Origin of the sequence: Paenibacillus sp. RU5M (assembly GCF_900221055.1) — a bacterium.
GTDB classification, from domain to species: Bacteria; Bacillota; Bacilli; order Paenibacillales; family Paenibacillaceae; genus Paenibacillus; species Paenibacillus marchantiae.
The window spans coordinates 389,502-406,956 of record NZ_OBQM01000002.1; the positions used below are offsets into that span (position 1 = coordinate 389,502).

The 17,455-nt window shown below is 46.6% G+C and carries 15 protein-coding genes; 2 read left to right on the forward strand and 13 right to left on the reverse strand.

Features of this window, described 5'->3' with window-relative positions; genetic code table 11:
• Window positions 1–293 precede the first annotated feature (293 nt).
• The 13 genes from glgD to CRO25_RS07495 form a co-directional block, all read right to left on the reverse strand.
• A complete protein-coding gene (glgD, locus tag CRO25_RS07435) occupies window positions 294–1,397 on the reverse strand; it encodes a glucose-1-phosphate adenylyltransferase subunit GlgD (protein WP_079694504.1) in 1,104 nt (367 codons plus the stop codon).
• Window positions 1,398–1,424: 27 nt separating this feature from the next.
• Window positions 1,425–2,594: a glucose-1-phosphate adenylyltransferase gene (locus CRO25_RS07440; RefSeq protein ID WP_064638873.1), complete on the reverse strand. Its 1,170-nt coding sequence runs from the start codon at window positions 2,592–2,594 to the stop codon at window positions 1,425–1,427.
• Between the two features lie 506 nt (window positions 2,595–3,100).
• A complete protein-coding gene (locus tag CRO25_RS07445) occupies window positions 3,101–4,243 on the reverse strand; it encodes an amidohydrolase family protein (RefSeq protein ID WP_079694505.1) in 1,143 nt (380 codons plus the stop codon).
• Between the two features lie 2 nt (window positions 4,244–4,245).
• Window positions 4,246–5,304, reverse strand: coding sequence for an alanine--glyoxylate aminotransferase family protein (locus tag CRO25_RS07450; RefSeq protein ID WP_079694506.1), 1,059 nt, complete (start codon window positions 5,302–5,304; stop codon window positions 4,246–4,248).
• Window positions 5,288–6,073, reverse strand: a complete 786-nt coding sequence (locus tag CRO25_RS07455; protein ID WP_079694507.1) for an ABC transporter ATP-binding protein — start codon at window positions 6,071–6,073, stop codon at window positions 5,288–5,290. Before CRO25_RS07455 ends, CRO25_RS07450 begins: the two co-directional genes overlap by 17 nt.
• A gap of 2 nt (window positions 6,074–6,075) precedes the next feature.
• Window positions 6,076–6,828, reverse strand: coding sequence for an ABC transporter ATP-binding protein (locus CRO25_RS07460; protein ID WP_079694508.1), 753 nt, complete (start codon window positions 6,826–6,828; stop codon window positions 6,076–6,078).
• Window positions 6,828–7,694 (reverse strand): ABC transporter permease, encoded by an 867-nt coding sequence (locus CRO25_RS07465; protein WP_097115748.1) that lies wholly within the window; start codon window positions 7,692–7,694, stop codon window positions 6,828–6,830. Before CRO25_RS07465 ends, CRO25_RS07460 begins: the two co-directional genes overlap by 1 nt.
• Window positions 7,691–8,635 carry an ABC transporter permease gene (locus CRO25_RS07470; protein WP_256863600.1) on the reverse strand — a complete coding sequence of 315 codons (945 nt, stop codon included), beginning with the start codon at window positions 8,633–8,635 and terminating at the stop codon, window positions 7,691–7,693. The genes CRO25_RS07465 and CRO25_RS07470 overlap by 4 nt, the downstream gene beginning before the upstream one ends.
• A complete protein-coding gene (locus CRO25_RS07475) occupies window positions 8,632–10,251 on the reverse strand; it encodes an ABC transporter substrate-binding protein (protein ID WP_072732546.1) in 1,620 nt (539 codons plus the stop codon). Before CRO25_RS07475 ends, CRO25_RS07470 begins: the two co-directional genes overlap by 4 nt.
• Before the next feature lie 211 nt (window positions 10,252–10,462).
• Entirely contained in the window at window positions 10,463–11,614 is a 1,152-nt protein-coding gene (locus CRO25_RS07480) for an iron-containing alcohol dehydrogenase (protein WP_079694510.1), read from the reverse strand.
• Window positions 11,615–11,896: 282 nt separating this feature from the next.
• Complete coding sequence (locus CRO25_RS07485; RefSeq protein ID WP_179132106.1) at window positions 11,897–12,754, reverse strand: GNAT family N-acetyltransferase; 858 nt, start codon at window positions 12,752–12,754, stop codon at window positions 11,897–11,899.
• Between the two features lie 130 nt (window positions 12,755–12,884).
• Complete coding sequence (locus CRO25_RS07490) at window positions 12,885–14,579, reverse strand: M3 family oligoendopeptidase (protein ID WP_063563374.1); 1,695 nt, start codon at window positions 14,577–14,579, stop codon at window positions 12,885–12,887.
• 261 nt (window positions 14,580–14,840) lie between these two features.
• The gene (locus tag CRO25_RS07495; protein ID WP_256863601.1) at window positions 14,841–15,647 is read right to left on the reverse strand and encodes a glycoside hydrolase; all 807 of its coding nucleotides are present in this window, start codon (window positions 15,645–15,647) and stop codon (window positions 14,841–14,843) included.
• 689 nt (window positions 15,648–16,336) lie between these two features.
• Here CRO25_RS07495 and CRO25_RS07505 point away from each other — a divergent pair.
• Both CRO25_RS07505 and CRO25_RS07510 read left to right on the forward strand, forming a co-directional pair.
• Window positions 16,337–17,077, forward strand: coding sequence for a hypothetical protein (locus CRO25_RS07505; protein ID WP_072732543.1), 741 nt, complete (start codon window positions 16,337–16,339; stop codon window positions 17,075–17,077).
• A 142-nt stretch (window positions 17,078–17,219) separates the two neighbouring features.
• Window positions 17,220–17,432 (forward strand): hypothetical protein, encoded by a 213-nt coding sequence (locus CRO25_RS07510; protein WP_053779896.1) that lies wholly within the window; start codon window positions 17,220–17,222, stop codon window positions 17,430–17,432.
• Window positions 17,433–17,455: the final 23 nt, after the last annotated feature.

Consider the following 17,455-nt stretch of genomic DNA (forward strand, 5'->3'; position numbering starts at 1 on the left):
CCGGTTACGAATCGTTCTTCCGATCGCTGTTGTCTCTCAAATTTCTTGATGAACCTTATAAAAGGTTGAAATTTGGAGACAGCATATGCTTCCGAAGTAGCTTTCTTGTAGAAAGCTTTTAGGCGAACGCTGACGCTTCTTCAGAATCGATTTCGTCACCTCCACTGCGTTAGCACATATAACCGTAGCTTTAGCTGTGGCTCCCATGCTTCAAAGAAACATGAACCTTAAATCCATCCTACAGGATTTTTATTTTATATATATTTATAGATGATATCGGTTAAGTGTTGATATTAGATAATAGTACTCTTCGCCAGAATATAAGGGTTCGACGGGTCGCCGATCAGCGTCTGGCCGCCGCTTAGCTTCACATCTTTGTCGAGAATGACGTTCTCCAGAACGGCGCCTTCTCCGATGTAGCATTTTTGCATAATAATGGAGCCTTTAATTTTGGCACCTTTCGCCACATGCACCCCACGGAACAGGATGCTGTCCTCCACTTCCCCACCCACAATACAGCCGTTCGCGAGCAAGGAATGTTTAACCTCAGCAGAGTCCAGGTATTTGGCAGGTGCCTCGTATTTAATCTTGGTTTGAACAGGCTGTTCCTTGAACAGCTGCTCATACAATCCGCTATTCAACAATTCCAGACTGTTGCGGTAATAGCTATCAATCGAATTGATCACGGCGTGATAGCCATCATAGGCATACGCAGCAATGTTCAAGCCATCCGGATTTTTCTGAATCACATCACGGAAGAAATGGCTTTCGCCATGAGCGATGCAGCGCTGCACCTGGCGCAGGAACAGTTCTTTTTCCATAATGAAAATTTCTGTATATATATTCGGGTGATCGGCGCTTTGGTGAATGTCCACCACATTACCGTTCCCGTCATCTTCAACTTTGACACAGGCGTCATGTTCAGGCAGCAGTTTATCCAATTTTTTGCAGACCAGCGTTACATCCGCGCCCTTGCTTATATGGTACCTGTACACATCCTGCAGATCTGCTTTGGTTACGTGCCGACTACCTGCATGGACAACATATTGCCCTGAACCCCGGCGGAAAAAATCGAGATTATTGTGAAAATGCTGCAAATCCCCTTGTGACGTATCGGTCGGATCGTTCCAGTCCGGTGGCAAAATAAACATGCCGCCATGCTTGCGATCCAAATCCCACGGCTTACCGTCTCCCAGATGATCCATGAGTGAACGGTACTTGCGACGCACAAATACACCGATACTCTCAATGCCAGCATTCATCATATTGGATAATACAAAATCAATCAGACGGTAACGCCCGGCATAAGGCACCGCGGCTCCGCAGCGAAAGTACGTCAATTCCTTCAATTCCTCAAGCTCATGGTCAAGGTTAATAACTCCGATCAATGGTTTCATCGCATGCACCGTCCTTTGGGGTTTAGATTAGGCTTTGCTTGTCATTCCCTCGAGAAGCTGACGTTCCAGTTCTTCCTGATCGACCAGTAATATATCGCTCTCATCCTCAGGGGCGGGTGACAGATGTACTCCATCCGGGATCACCAATCCTTCGGCAATAATAGCTTTGTGAATGCGTACATTTTGACCGATCTTCACTTTTGGCATGATCACTGAATCGGTTACGGAACTGTTCTCTCCCACCTCAATACCGTAGAACAACACCGAGTGTTTAACCTCACCATGTACCACACTACCTTCACTGATGATGCAATTCCGTACCTTCGCCGATGGTGAAATATATTGCGCAGGCTGATTCGGATTACGAGTATAGATACGCCAATCCGGATCGTTCAGGTTAAACGGCGTTTCCTCATCCAGCAGGTCCATATTGGATTCCCACAGACTGTGGATTGTACCGACGTCCTTCCAATACCCTTCAAATGGATAAGCGTATAGTGATTTTTCATTTTCAAGCAGCAAGGGAATGATATCTTTGCCAAAATCATAGGAGGTGGATGCCTGCTGTTCGTCCTGGATCAGGAAGCGTTTCAGTACATCCCACTTGAAGAGATAGATACCCATGGAAGCAAGCGTGCTCTTGGGTTCAGGAGGTTTTTCTTCGAATTCATAGATGCGATAATCATCGTGGGTGTTGAGCAACCCGAACCGGCTGGCTTCTTCCAACGGAACGTCAATGACCGATATGGTGCAATCTGCATCCTTTTCTTTATGGTATTGAAGCATTTTCTCGTAATCCATTTTATAGATATGATCCCCTGACAAGATGAGCACATGCTCAGGATCGAATTGTTCGATAAAATTCAGGTTACGGTAGATCGCATCCGCCGTACCGCGGTACCAGTTACTGCCGTCTTCACGTTCATGAGGAGGAAGTACATATACCCCGCCATTTTTGCGGTCCAGATCCCAATCACTGCCAATGCCGATATAAGAGTGCAGCACCAGTGGTTCGTATTGGGTCAATACACCGACCGTGTCGATGCCAGAATTGGAGCAATTACTTAGAGGAAAATCAATGATGCGGTAGGTTCCACCAAAATAAACAGCGGGCTTGGCCAGTGATTTGGTCAATCCCTTTAATCTTTTGCCTTGCCCTCCAGCGAGCAGCATCGCTACAACTTCTTTTTTTGCCATCATTACAGCCTCCTCCATGTGCATTCGTTCTAAATCATTTCAGAGCCCATAATCCGATATGCTGTTGTGTGGACACTTTTGTCATGATTAGGAGCATGCTGTACAGACTATGTTGCTCGGAAATTCCAGCCAAACGTTATTCTTTGTAATGTCTGAAAGTAGATGATACATGCAGAATTGCCTGTACTTGTTGTGTAGAGGTGATAGGTGGATGTAAAAATCAAGGTGTACCCCGTGTAAAATGCAATACACTACTCCTATATAACATTAAACACGAAACGGTCTGAGGAATCTTGCTGGAAAACTTCGACAAAAGTTTAAGTGGATATCACTCCTTCCTTTATGCCGCTGTTATTAAATATTGTATTCGCTGATGGGTCTGCAAAATCCTTTTGGACAACTTTTGGGGATTTATTTATCGCTTAATATTCGCCAGAAAACCTACTCCTTCGAAGCAACATAGCGCTCACTGCATTCACGAGTAAAGAAAAAACGCAGAAACCAAGTTATGGTTTCTGCACTCCAATAATTACGGACACGATGCTCTTTCGCAACTGATCTGCATTTTTCGTTTGATACGGATCGGCATTGAAAATAATGGCGTCCGCAATATAGCCTTCTGCAATCTGTCCCAATTCGTTGCCACGACCCAGAATATCAGCAGCGTTTGACGTCGCAGATTGCCACGCCTCTGCCCGGGTCAGGCCATAATCGATCAGCGTATCCAGCTCTTGCAGATTATAGCCATGCAGTGAAGGTGTGGCGTAATCGGTACCGAAACCGAAACGAACTCCTGCTCTTTTGGCATATCCGATGGCTGTAGAATGAGCTTCCGCAGCGCGCGCAGCACGATCACTGATAACAGTAGGCAACGCCAGCACGCCTTTTGGATCTGCGGCAATACGATATATCGATGTGGTCGGCACAAAGGCTGTTCGGGACTGCGCAAGTCTGCCCGCCTGATCCTCCGATAAGAACATTCCATGTTCCACCGACTCCACCCCGGCCTGAATAGACCAGTCTATCGTCACTCCACCCCAGGTATGAACCAGCACCTTTTTATGGTTGGCATGGGCATGTCGAACGATGAACGCAAACTCTTCCTCCGAAAATACAGGATCTAGCACTTGTTCCGTAGGGGTTCCCAGCCCACCTGTAGCCATAATTTTAACCCATCCCGCGCCTGTATCAAAAATTCCGTTCAGCCGTTGTTCTAGATGCTTCACACCACGGGCATCTGCCGCTCCCAGCATTTCACTGCTGGTTTCAACTCTTAAGGGGTGTTGATAGTGCTGAGCGAGATGCCGAGCGGTGCTTGGCAGCATTCCACCTGCATCACGAGCCGTAGTTACTCCCGTCCGGAGGGTGGCTGCAAAAGCTTGCGCCTGCATCACTTCGATCTCATGGCTGTCACGCTTTAATTGATCCGCATGGTCAAAGTCTGTCCAGGCCAGATGTGTATGAAGATCAATAACTCCGGGACTTATCCATATATCTGTACCCGGAAGCGATGCGTTATCATTCTGTGGCACGGATTCTGTAACAGATGCAAACCGGCCATTCTGAATCGAGATATTGAACCGTTTGCCTTCAATGCCTGCTATAAAGATATGTTTGAAGCTTTGCTCTTCCAATTTTACCTGGGTCATATTCATTTCCCCCAAACGAGGCGAACAGCCTGGACTGCATGCTCATGGTCCTGATTCAATAATGCCGCAATAGTCGCAACAGCTTCCTCCACACCTGCCAAGGACGCATTAACTCCAAAATGATTAATTCGCAGAAGCTGACCAAAAAGTTCTCCATCCCCCGGAGCAACGATGCCAATCGGCTGATCGATATGCAACTTCTTCTCCCCGGAAATTCGAACCGTCGTAGTCAGTGTCGAATATGTTCTGTTATCTTTTTGCCAAGGCTCCAGACCCAGGGCCTGAATTCCCGCTATAGCAGATAACGCAGCCTGTTCATGACGCTTGATCACCTGCTCCAAGCCTTCAGACTCAATAGCTGTCAAAGCCAAAATCAGTGCTCTGGCTTCCAGCGTTGGAATGTTGGGAGGAACGCGGACGGGTGCAGCCCCATCGCCTGGTGGCTTCAGATCAAGCAAAGACAGGATGGAGTTGCGCGGTGCATGCGCATTGGATTCGAGAAATTCCCATCCACGCGGCGAAATGCTTACTGCGCTGATGCCGTTAGGCCCGGCCAGGGCTTTTTGTGCACCCACAGCTACAAAATCAACACCCCATTCATCGACCAAAAGAGGCTCTCCCCCAATCGCTGATACAGAGTCACTCACCGTAATCAGGTTATGGGCACGCGCAATCTTTATAATTTTTTCTGCGGGATTCGACCCGCCTGTAACCACCTCTGCTTGAACAAAGGATAGTGCGGACGGTTGATACTTTTCAATCGCAGCAGCTACCTTCTCCACAGGTACAACTTCATCAAAAGGAACTTTGACTTCAATAACCGTTGCCCCTCCACGTTCAAGCCACTGACCAAACAAACTGCCATAAGGCCCTGTTACGACATTAACTATCGTACGACCCGGTGCAGATATTCCAGCTGCCACGGCCTCTATGCCCAAGATGGCCTCACCCGGGATGATCACCGGAGGATACTTTGTATTCAAAAGGTTGGAGAGCAATTGCGTAAGTGTATCGTATTCCGACAGGGTAAGGGGTATGTTTGCTTTATATTGTTGGCTCATATAAACCTCCTATAGAACTTGATTTCGGCATCTTTGGAACTGCGGACAGCAGCTCTCGGCTGTATGCCGTTTCAGGTCGTGTGAAGAATTGATCTTTGGGACTAATCTCCACCAGCTGACCCTGCCGCATGACTGCTACCGCATCGCTAATGGCATGGATAACTCCAAGATCATGGGAAATGAACAGTAACGTAAGATTAAGTTCCCTCTTAAGTGAATTGAACAGATCCAGCACACTCCGCTGCACAGAAACATCCAGTGCACTTGTCGGCTCATCCGCAATTAGCAGACTCGGCTCTACGCTTAATGCACGTGCAATGGCGATCCGTTGGCGCTGACCGCCGGAGAATTCATGCGGATACTTGTCCAGTGCCCTGCTATCCAACTGAACACGGGCAAGGAGCTCTCTCGATCTTTTCTCCACCTGTGAACGGTCTACAACGCGATGAAACAACAGCGCTTCAGCAAAAATCTGCCGAATGGAATGTTTGGGATTCAGTGAAGCATCCGGATTTTGGAAGATCATCTGTATGCTTTTATACTGCTCACGACTTCTCTTCTTCTTTAATTGCTGATCCCCCAGCAAAATCTGCCCCTCATCCGGCGTGATCAAACCGGCAATGACTCGCGCAAGAGTAGATTTGCCTGAACCTGACTCACCAACAAGACCAAGCGTGGTATGCCTCTGAAGATTTAGTGTGATGTTATCCAGCGCAGTAAAGTCACCATATTGAACCGTTACATTCTGAACCTGCAAAGCTAGTTCCATAGTTATTCGCTCCCTTCTAGCTTCGGTAAAGGAAGCACCGAGTTAATAAGCATCTCGGTGTAAGGATCTTGCGGGTTTTGCAAAAGGCCAAGCGAATCCCCGTGCTCCACGATCCGCCCTTGCTTCATCACGCACAGCTTCGAGCACAGCGTCGCTGCAATCGCCAGATTATGTGTTACAAACACCATGGCGAATCCCAGTTCACGCTGCAAACGTTGGATCGTTTCTATAATTTGACGCTGCACAGTAACGTCCAGTGCCGTTGTTGGCTCATCACAGAGCAGAATGCCTGGCTTGCACGCCAGAGCCAATGCAATGACTACCCGCTGACACTGCCCACCTGACAGCTGGCTAGGGTATCGATCCTCACGCTTCAATGAGTCGGGAAGCCCCAACAGTTCAAGTAATTCCAGCGCTGCTACCCTGGAGGCCTTCCTGCTTAACTTTTGCCTGTAATAGACAACTTCCGCCAGCTGTTTAACAACGGGACAGAGCGGATCGAGCGCACCTCTCGGGTCTTGAAACACCATGGCGCTGTTCACACCACTCCGAATGGTTCCACCCGTCTGCTCCACACCGCTTGGTAACAGTCCCAGAATGGAACGAAGAGTTAGTGATTTACCGGAGCCGGATTCACCTACTAATCCCAGGCTCTCCCCTCGCCCAAGCGAGAAATGTACATCTTGAACTAATTTTTGATTTGACTTGGTTGACAGAGATAGTGCCTTGACTTCAAGAATCGGTTCAGTGGACATTATTTTTTCCTCCATACATCGGCCAATCCATCACCGACAAGCGACAAAGCAATTCCCGTGTAAACGACTGCAAATCCCGGAACTGCCGAGAGCCACCAGGCTGTCGTGATAAAGGATTGTCCATCCGAGATCATCGTGCCCCAATCCGGGGTCGGTGGTGCGATGCCAATGCCCAGGTATCCAAGTGTAACAATCGCCACCAGCAGCCCCACCATATCCGTCATGAGGACAACGATCGCCTGAGGTAATACATTGGGCAGGAGATGACGAAGGATAATCCGTATTCCCGGCAAACCCAACGTCTGTGCGGATGCGATCCATTCCTGCTTGCGGTACGATGCACTCAGCCCCCTGACGACACGTGCAAAGACAATCCAGCCAACGAGCATAAACGTAATATAAATCCCCCGCTCACCTGCTCCACTGGCAAAAGCCACGATAATGACGATGAGATAAAAAGGGAAAGCGATAAATGTATCGGTGAACAACGATATGATCTTATCAGTCCATTTTCCGTAATACCCTGCGAGCATCCCTAGAAATACGCCCATGCAAAAAGGTACAATTTCCGCCAGCACCATAATGCTCAAATCGGTTCGCGCGGCATAAATCAGTCTAGTGAACAAATCACGTCCCAGTTGGTCTGTGCCCAACCAATGTTCAGCAGACGGAGGTTGCAAAAAGGTACTCAAATTTTGCTCCGAAGGGTCATAAGGACTAATCCACGGTATGATTACAGTCAAGATGATCAGCACGGCAAACATCACACTTCCCACAAGCAGGGAAGGAGTTTTCAATATACGATTCATGAGACTGGTGTTTTGGCTGTCTTCATATAACTGAGGTTCTATTTGTATCGTTTTCATGATTTTCCTTTCGTTCTGGGATCAAGCCACCTGGAAAGAAGCTCTATCAGGAGACTGATGATCACGACAGATACAGCACAGTAAAGGGCTATGCCTTGAATGACCGGGAAATCCCGTTTGGAAATGGAACTAAACAAAAGACTGCCAATTCCTTTGATACCAAATACCTGTTCAACGACCAATGTGCCGCCAATGAGATAAGAGATATTAACGCCAAGAAGAATCAGCGTCGGAAGCGCCGCATTGCGCAGGACATGTTTGAATAGAATGACCCGGCTCGGTAATCTCGCAGCCTTCAATGTAACTACAAAATCAGATTCCAGTACTTCAAGCATCTGGGCTCTCAATGAACGAACCAATGTCGGAATCTGTGAAAAAGCCACGGTAATGGCGGGAAGTGTCAAACTGTATAAGGTGCCCCACCACCCTTCCCCAACTCCCCCAACGGGAAACCAGTGAAGATGAACACTCAGCAGCAGAATCAAAAGGATGCCAACCCAGAAGATTGGCATACCTAGCGTTACCGTAGGAAAAATACGTATCAAATGATCCAGCAGCTTATCCTTGTGTGTAGCGGCCAATGTAGCAAGCACGAGTGCAATGACAATTGACAATGCACATGCCATGCCAATGAGCAGCAAGGTAACGGGTGCCCGATCAGCAATCAACTCTCTAGTCGAGGTTCCGTTAATAATGGAATTGCCGGTATCCCCCTGAGTGAACAGCGTCTTCACAAACCGTATAAATTGTTCCCCCAGCGGCAGATCCAACCCGAGAGCATGGTGCATGCTCTCCACGGCCTCGGGGGTGCTGTACTCGCCAAGAATCATTTTAGCAGGATCTCCTGGTACCATTCTGATGAGAAAAAAGACTGCTGTCATCACACAAAGGATCACTGCCAACGCTCTTCCCACAGTACTGATCAACCAGAACTTATTCATTTCTGAATACGAACGTCTTCAAAACGCACACTGCCATTAGGCAAAACAACAATGCCATCTACTGAAGAACGAACGCCAATCAGAATATCCGGATAATAAAGCGGAATGTAAGGCACTTCATCGGCAAGCGTTTGAAGCAATTTGGAGTATATTTCGGCACGGCCATCGCCGTCCGGTGTTTGTTGACCTTTATACAGAAGCTTGGTTACTTCATCATTGGTGTAATGCGTCCAGTAAGATTTGCTGAAGCCATCAGGGTCAGTCTGGAACGCAACGATTGAGTTCGCTTCTGGAGAATCGGCTTGCCCACTGTTCAGCATCGCTGCGAAATCATAAGCAAAGAATCGTTCACGGAAGGTAGCCAGTTCAATCGATTCAATCTCGATATTAATGCCAATTTGTTTTCCCGCTGCCTGAATGATTTGCGCTTCTTGCGCTCTGGTGCTGTTGCCGGAAGCTACAAGCAGTTTTGTAGTGAATCCATCAGGGAAGGCCGATTTGGCCAGTTCCGCTTTGGCTGCATTTACATCAAAATTTAATGCCTTGAGAGTATCATTCGAATTGTAAGGAATCGTTGTAGGCAGCAATGAATTAGCAGTCTGTGCGTAACCAAAGGTAAGCGCCTTAGTCAGACCGTCACGATCAAGTGCCAGAGCCAATGCCCGGCGAACATGCACATCGGAAAAATGCTTATCCAACGTATTAAAGAACAATTGCTCTGTCACCCAGCTGCCGTTGGTTACAACGGTTGTATCCGCGCCATTTTTGATTTCATCAGCATTTTGCAGAGCCAGCGACTCAATCGCATCTACTTCTCCCGCCTTCAACTGGTTGATTGCTTGGCTGTCATCTTCTATCAGCTTGTAAACCAGCTTATCAACCGATGGCTTTCCTTCTTGCCAGTAGTGAGTGTTCTTCGTAAAGGTCACATCGCCTGCAGGGTCCCACTGTTCAACCACGAACGGTCCTGTACCTACCGGCTTCTTGAAAAATTCTTCCTCGGTAACTCCGCCAAAATTGTTCGGAATAATACCGTTCGAGAAGTTGGAAAGCTCAGAGATAAATGGCGTATACGGCTCTTTAAGCGTAATCACCAATGTATGGCTATCCGTTGCTTTGACAGTGTCTACCTTGGCCGATATTGCCAATGGGCCACCCACCTTCAAATGGCGCTCCAGCGAGAATACGGCATCCTCAGCCGTAACATCTGTGCCGTTGGAGAACTTCAAGCCATCACGCAACACAAACGTATACGTCAAACCGTCATCACTGATGTTATGCGACTTGGCAAGCCAGTCCACAATCTCGCCCTTGTTGTCAAAAGCAACCAAAGGTTCAAATACTTTATCAATGGCAAAAGCATTGTTCGATGTAATCTGATTATGCAAATCAAACGAGGTTACGGAAGCCGGCCGACCATATACAAAAGTCCCCCCCGTTGCAGTCTCGTCCGTCTTTGAATTTTCATCCGTACCTTGGCTCGTGCCTGGCTGGGCTGCTGCATTGGGAGCAGGATCATTGGTCGATCCGGAGCAACCGCTAACGATTACCAATAATAGAACGGCTAACGCTCCTACCCATAATGACTTTCTCGTTGATGATTTAAACTGTGACATGACTGACTCTCCCCTTCCAATAAAGCTTATGTGTTTAGTATGGATTGATTATGGATTAAAGCACCCCCTCTGTCAAACAAAAAATAATGACTATTGCGAGATAAAACTATTTTATCCAATGAAGGAAATGAATCCGTATTTATAAGGCTCAGAAGCACGTGACACACCAAAAAAGCCAGAATATATTCTGGCTCTCTCTTTGTTCTTAACTTTATATGATTTTGCGGAATAGCTCCATCACTTCATCCCTGGAAGGTTGATACGGATTGCCCGGTGCACAGGCATCTTTCATGGCATTATCCGCCAGCAATTCAACATCAGGGTCTTTCACACCCAATTCTGACAGTTTCTCAGGAATGCCTACCTCCTTGGAAAGCTGACGAATGGCTTCGATCACGTACTCCGAGCACTCCTCATCCCGTTTTCCTTTTACATCCATACCGATTGCTTTGGCAATATGACGGAATTTACCTGGCACATGCTTTGCATTCAATTCCTCTACATAAGGGAGCAACATCGCGTTACATACCCCATGCGGAAGGTCATAGACTCCACCAAGTTGATGGGCCATCGCATGTACATAGCCCAAGCCTGCATTGTTAAAAGCAATCCCGCCAAGAAAACACGCATACGTCATATGCTCTCTTGCTTCCAGATCACTACCATCCCTGACCGCTCTGGGCAAATATTCAAAGATCAGCTCAACGGCAGCAGCCGCTGTAGCACTCGTCACCGTGAACCCGCCAGGCGTCACCATGGCTTCCACCGCATGGGTCAATGCATCCATGCCCGTGGCCGCTGTAAGATTGGCTGGCTTGCTCAGCATCAGTTCCGGGTCATTCACCGACAAGTCAACGAGACTGTTTCGATCCACCATCACCATTTTCACCTTGCGTTCCTCATCTGTAATCACGTAGTTCATGGTCACCTCACTGGACGTGCCAGCCGTTGTGTTAATGGCAACAAGCGGCACGGACTTGTGTTTCGATTGATGCAAGCCTTCATAAGCACGGATATGTCCACCGTTAGTTGCTACAATGCCGATCCCTTTGGCAGCATCCTGAGGTGAACCTCCGCCTATCGATATAATGGCGTCACAGCCATGATCCTGAAATACCTGAAGTCCGTCATGTACATTCTGACAGGTGGGATTGGGCTGAACCTCATCATATACCACATAGTCTAACCCTGATTTTCTTAGTATAGACAGCACTTGTTCAGCAACGCCGGAAGAAATCAATCGACGATCAGTTACGACAAGCGCTTTGTGAATACCCATATTCTCAATCATCTTGCCTGCTTCGTGTAAACATCCTCTGCCCATCAAGTTCACGGGCGGAACATAATAAGCGTGTGTTGCCATCTGAACCAGCCTCCTGTTACCCCTGATTTACTGTCTTTATTGTAACTGAATCCGTTTTCAGATATAGTGAAATAAATCACAACCAAGTTGATAAATGTTTCATTTGCACGGAATTATCTAAGAATTATCCAATAATCATGAATGCTCTTCAGTAACTTGCTTATCTGTGCTCGAATTAAAAAGGGTACGTTGATCTTGGATTCACAGGGTTCATAACTCGAATCGAAAAACAGGGGCTATCCCTGGTCATTTTCATGACTTCGGGACAGCCCCTACAGATATTCAGTAATTTAGAAGCTCCTGAATCGGCATGTAATAGACGGGATAAGCTCTGCCTTGATCGAAACCAAGCTTACCCGCTATCGCGATGGAATCATGACGGAAATCCTCTGTCGTCCAGTGTGGAACACAATTCTGTTCCAGAACGGATTGCACATAAGCGCTTGCCATGGCCGTAGCCAGGCCCTTGCCACGGTGTATCGGATCGTAGGTGTTGATGCCTGTTTCATGGTGAATGCCACTGACAAACACAGAGATACATGTACCTACAACCTGCCCTTCATATACCGTGCATGTGCCTGCTCCGTATCGGAAGAAGTCCTCCACCGAATGCCAGAATTTCAAAATTTCCTGTTCAATGATACAGCTTTTGTCCTCCAGCATTACAGCTCGATCGATAATTTGAAGATTATATCCCGGAGGAACGAACAAGGAGCTGGAACTGCGTTCCAGCCACTGTTCATACTTTGCAAGATTGAATTGAAAAGGAACTCGCAATCCTTCTCGCAAACGCCCATTGAACATGTGATTCAGGACGGGAGACCAATCTGAGCCGGGCTCGGGGTAAACTTCAAGATTCAGCATGTCTTCGCCAGAACCTAATGCTTCACGCAATAGCTCCTGAACGAGTACCTCCCTGACAAGACTGTTGAACTGTTCATTATCCGATCTTCCGATCAGATAAAACATTTCGTTTTCGGCCCAAATCAGGGCGCTTTTCGGCGCATGAAGCTGGTCTGCATAGACACGGCCGCGTTGAAGTCCCGCAAGCACTCCACCCATAACCACATGCCCGTACGTTCCCGAGATGAAGGGCGCTAATTGCTTCCTTTGGGACGGTTGATCCAGTAAAACCAACATGATATAACCTCGCATTCTTTGTATAGGTAGGGAAATGAATACATTCAAATCCGCCCTGCCTCAGAATGCTGTAACGTCAGGTTTATTCCTCGTTCCCTTTCACCTCTTCGACCTTTATTTTTATTCTCGCTTACAGTGCTTTATCGTCTACTGCGTCCAACCAGGCTTCGATATCGCCGATGACGGAGGATACGCAGCCGTCTTCAAACGGAGAATTCAAACCTGCCAGTTCTACCAATCCTGTGAAGGACAGGCTTCCTCCGGCTTTACACAATGTCAGATAGTCAGCCCATGCGGACTTCATATCCTGGTTACTGCGTTTCCAGAACTGGAATGCACAGATTTGTGCCAGTGTGTAGTCAATGTAATAGAACGGCGACGAGAAGATATGACCCTGCTTGTGCCAGAATCCGCCTTGTTCCAAATAGGCGTTATCTTTGTAATTGATGTGCGGCAGATAAGTCTTCTCAATATTGCGCCATGCCTGTTTGCGCTCCGCTGGTGTTGCATCCGGGTTTGCATAGACAAAATGCTGGAATTCATCGACTGCTACGCCATAAGGAATAAAGAGCAATCCGGAAGACAGGTGATCAAATTTGTATTTGTCCGTATCTTCCTTGAAGAACAATTCCATCCACGGCCATGTAAAGAATTCCATGCTCATGGAATGGATCTCTGCGGATTCATACGTCGGCCAGTTGTACTCAGGTACTTCGAAGTGACGACTCTCATATACCTGGAACGCGTGACCTGCTTCGTGTGTCAATACGTCGATATCGCCTGATGTACCGTTAAAGTTGGAGAAAATAAACGGCACTTTGTAATCGTTCAGGAAGGTGCAATAGCCCCCGCCCTGCTTGCCTTTTTTGCTCACCAAATCCATCAATTCATTGTCGGTCATCATCTGGAAAAACGTATCCGTTTCCGGTGACAATTCAGCGTACATTTTCTTACCATTGTCAATGATCCAGTCGGCATCCCCTTTAGGTGTCGGGTTACCTGTCTTAAAGCTGAAGCCCTGATCATAAAAATAGAGGGTATCCACATCAATCCGGCTGCGCTGACGCTCTCTGAGCTTCGTAGCAACAGGCACGATATAATCACGGACTTGTGCTCTGAAATTGGACACCATCTCCGCGTTGTAATCCGTACGGTTCATACGGTCATAACCGAGTTCCACATACGTTGGATATCCCAGCTTCTTCGCGATCTGTGTACGCACTTTCACCAAATCGTCGTAAATGCGATCGAATTCAGCCTCATGTTCAGCCATGAACGTATATCTTGCTTCCGATGCACGTTCCCGCATGGAGCGATCCGTGGACAACTCAAAAGGATGCAACTGCGGCAATGTGCGTTCTTCACCTTCAAACGGAATTTTGGCCGAAGCAATCAGCTGGTTGTATTCCGTGGAAAGTTTGTTCTCTTTCTGAAGGTCCTCGATAATTTCAGGGCTGAATGTTTTCAGGGACAGATCCGCCAGCTGGAACAGCTGTGAACCCCATTTTTGTTCCAGTTCAGCACGAAATTTGGAGTTTACCAATGCCCGATAATAATCGGTGATGTATTCTTGAATGATTGGAGAGCTTTCATCCAGAAATTCATTTTCTTCTTTGTAAAATGTATCATTGGTATCAATCGAATGACGGATGTAGACCAATTGTGCCTGAGTCTCAAAGTCACTTCGCAAAGCGTTAATCTTGTCCATATATCCACTCTGCTCTTCAACCGTAGTCGCGGCTTCAAAACCACTCAGAAGCTCACGGAATGACGTTTTGATTTGTTCCAGATCGGGACGTGTATACGTATACTCACTAAATTTCATTTATGTACACCCTTTCCTGTTAGGCATATTTCGGGATTCCCCGAGTTGAACTAAACCCTATTATACAAAAGAGCAGCCTAAAAATCCCAACTTTACGAAAAATATTTGTCCATCGGTCAAATGCAGCTACATCACTCGTTACCTATGTTACGCATGAATGTTAGGTCCAATACACAAGTAAAAGATGCTGCGTCAGCAGGAAATGGGTTTTCCTCCGAGCAGCATCTCATTAAATCAGGAATAAGCGTATAAACAGAGCCGTTACTGCACGTTCACATACCAGTTAGAGTAATTGATCTGGCCGCTGCCTTTCGTAATTTCGGTTCCATATTCAACACTGCTTACATATTTGCTGTTGGTAAAGTAACTTTTGGAGATCAGATAATCAGTGAAGTTTTTGACGTTGATGCTAAAGTTGTTAGGGGATTTTGACTTTTTCAGGAACGAGTATACCCACCATTGATGGACTCCGTTGTCGGTAATCTCGCCGCGATACAGATCATAGGTTTGTCCACCAATGGATACATCCGAGAACACTTTGGAACCAATAGGACCTACACCGGAAGTCCAATCGTTCCAGATCATAATCTCCTCGGTGGGTGTGCTTGACCAGGTCGCATTGCCGATGTCATGCAGCCAGATATCATACGCATTATTATATTCCCCTGTAGTGTTGGACGCCTTAGAATAACTTACTCCGGTATTGATACTTTTGTTCGCAGACAATCGCGTTGGCAGCCCACTGCCTGGCGTGAAACCCTCAGTCCAGTGCCAGCCGCTGACAAGAGAAGGATAAGCTTTGACTCCACCGGCAGTCGTTGGCCAGTTCCAAACGTAACCCAGATCAGTATTACTGTTCACATACACGGACTGGGACCAGCCACTGACACTTGAGCTTCCCCAGCTATTGTTGAATATATAATACTTGTTGTTGCTGAAATTAAGTTTGGCATACGCTGTGGAATCCGATGCTGCGCTGGCTGTAATTGGAACGGCCGCAATCAGTAATGACATGACCAGCAGCATCCATGCTTTCTTACCTGATCTTTTTTCCATCTTCAAACCCATAATGTTAGCCTCCCGTAAATTTTAATGTAAACGCTTACAGATTTAAGTGTAAAACATTTCCATGTACAAGCATACCACTTAAATCCGACATTATTTCATGCTATATTTAGACTTTTTGGCATTATATACAAATAAGCCCGCCTCGCATCCATTGCGAAGCCAGCTTATAGGCTTGTCTTTTCACGTTTCTTTTCAATATACCCTAGTGTTGATCGTTGTCCATAATCTTGTAGAACCAGCCCATTCCGACCATTCCCACAACCATAATAATACCCATAATAATGATATATGTCATGAATGTAACCCCCCTGCTCCGTATTTCTTCACACTACTATCAGTTTACACGGTGAAACCCATTTTGAATTGACTGAACATTGACAAAAATACGAAATCTTCATTTCCACTCCATATATCGTGTCCTTTTTCATTGTAATTCCAACCGGTATGTCATTCATTCGATTATTCCACATCACCGGATCTGCATCCAAATGTTCACTTGCTGTCATTATCCAATCTCTCCTTTAATGCTTCGGAGCCTACTTTTTCACTCTAATTTTATAGATATATCATATCATAGCGTACGATCTACCTTGCTCTTATAGTGAACAAAGTTTCATCCGCCATCCTTACGGTGTATACTATACTTCTATGAATTGGAATTGGATTATACGCAGAAAGGTTTGAACTGAATGTCGACTCGCATACCCTATTATCGTCAGTTATTACTCGCTTTTTTACTAACTCTTATGCTGTTTATACTATCCGCCTGCGCTGATGGTGAAGCTCATGTCACGGTTAATATGGACGGTTCATCCGATCTGGCCCTGAATCTCAGCGTAACCGACTCAGCCCTGGGAATGATGGGACAAGACAATCTCATGACAATGCTCGCAAATACGTTGAAGCAGAATAATTTCCAGGCCGAAGTTTCGGACCAGGGAGATCGGACACAACTCAAAGCGACGACCCATTATGAGAAAAGTAATACCGTCTCTACCTTCAGCACGTCGGATCTGCCTGATGGAATCAAAATGGAGCAATCCACTACACCAGGATTTTTCACTTCCAAATTGCATATTGCTGCGGAAGCAGACCTGATGCAGACCATACCCGATGGTGAGGTCAAAGACCAAATTAATAAGGTCCCCGGATTTCTCAAAAACCTGCTGCTGAAAGATGTTAATTTTGATTTCAAGCTGACGCTGCCAATCAAAGCGCAGGATTCCAATGCAGATCTGGTTGAAGATCACGGAAAAACCCTAATTTGGCACGTCTCACCACTGAATACGAATAAGCTAGATTTGACCGTACAGGTCCCGAATATTCGGAACATCATAATTACGGGGGGCATTGCCTTGGTGCTGATCATTGCATTACTTATCTGGTTCATGGTCCGTCGCAGACGAACCCGACAGAGTCGGAATGTATAACTAACCACAGCGCAAGAAGCTTGGAGGAGATGACTACTATTTCATTTCTGACTTGCCAAATGATGTTATGGATAGTAGAATACATCCGTACTGTGTGAACGGTTAACTTAACTATGGAAAAGCTAAAGAGGTGACAGGTTTCATGAATATCCGGGAATGCCCATTGCCTGGTATCGGAGTGAAGTACCAGTTTGATACAAAAAGCGGTAATAAGTTGGTCATTATTGTCCACGAAGACGGACGCCGTGAATTATTCTCGGTGGACCCCAATGACAACGAAGAACTTACCCTAATTGCAGAACTGGAAGATGACGAGTGTGTAACCCTTTCGGGATTAATTGGAGGATGGTCCTGACATCTGTCAGGCTACTACCAACA

Bases quoted from the DNA above. Each gene is read 5' to 3' on its own strand.
- CRO25_RS07480 (WP_079694510.1), bottom strand. From the start codon at position 11,614: ATGGCAACACACGCTTATTATGTTCCGCCCGTGAACTTGATGGGCAGA.
- CRO25_RS07485 (WP_179132106.1), bottom strand. From the start codon at position 12,754: ATGTTGGTTTTACTGGATCAACCGTCCCAAAGGAAGCAATTAGCGCCC.
- CRO25_RS07505 (WP_072732543.1), top strand. From the start codon at position 16,337: ATGTCGACTCGCATACCCTATTATCGTCAGTTATTACTCGCTTTTTTA.
- CRO25_RS07445 (WP_079694505.1), bottom strand. From the start codon at position 4,243: ATGACCCAGGTAAAATTGGAAGAGCAAAGCTTCAAACATATCTTTATA.
- CRO25_RS07455 (WP_079694507.1), bottom strand. From the start codon at position 6,073: ATGGAACTAGCTTTGCAGGTTCAGAATGTAACGGTTCAATATGGTGAC.
- CRO25_RS07495 (WP_256863601.1), bottom strand. From the start codon at position 15,647: ATGGGTTTGAAGATGGAAAAAAGATCAGGTAAGAAAGCATGGATGCTG.
- CRO25_RS07510 (WP_053779896.1), top strand. From the start codon at position 17,220: ATGAATATCCGGGAATGCCCATTGCCTGGTATCGGAGTGAAGTACCAG.
- CRO25_RS07475 (WP_072732546.1), bottom strand. From the start codon at position 10,251: ATGTCACAGTTTAAATCATCAACGAGAAAGTCATTATGGGTAGGAGCG.
- CRO25_RS07490 (WP_063563374.1), bottom strand. From the start codon at position 14,579: ATGAAATTTAGTGAGTATACGTATACACGTCCCGATCTGGAACAAATC.
- CRO25_RS07460 (WP_079694508.1), bottom strand. From the start codon at position 6,828: ATGTCCACTGAACCGATTCTTGAAGTCAAGGCACTATCTCTGTCAACC.
- CRO25_RS07470 (WP_256863600.1), bottom strand. From the start codon at position 8,635: ATGAATAAGTTCTGGTTGATCAGTACTGTGGGAAGAGCGTTGGCAGTG.
- glgD (WP_079694504.1), bottom strand. From the start codon at position 1,397: ATGAAACCATTGATCGGAGTTATTAACCTTGACCATGAGCTTGAGGAA.
- CRO25_RS07465 (WP_097115748.1), bottom strand. From the start codon at position 7,694: ATGAAAACGATACAAATAGAACCTCAGTTATATGAAGACAGCCAAAAC.
- CRO25_RS07450 (WP_079694506.1), bottom strand. From the start codon at position 5,304: ATGAGCCAACAATATAAAGCAAACATACCCCTTACCCTGTCGGAATAC.
- CRO25_RS07440 (WP_064638873.1), bottom strand. From the start codon at position 2,594: ATGGCAAAAAAAGAAGTTGTAGCGATGCTGCTCGCTGGAGGGCAAGGC.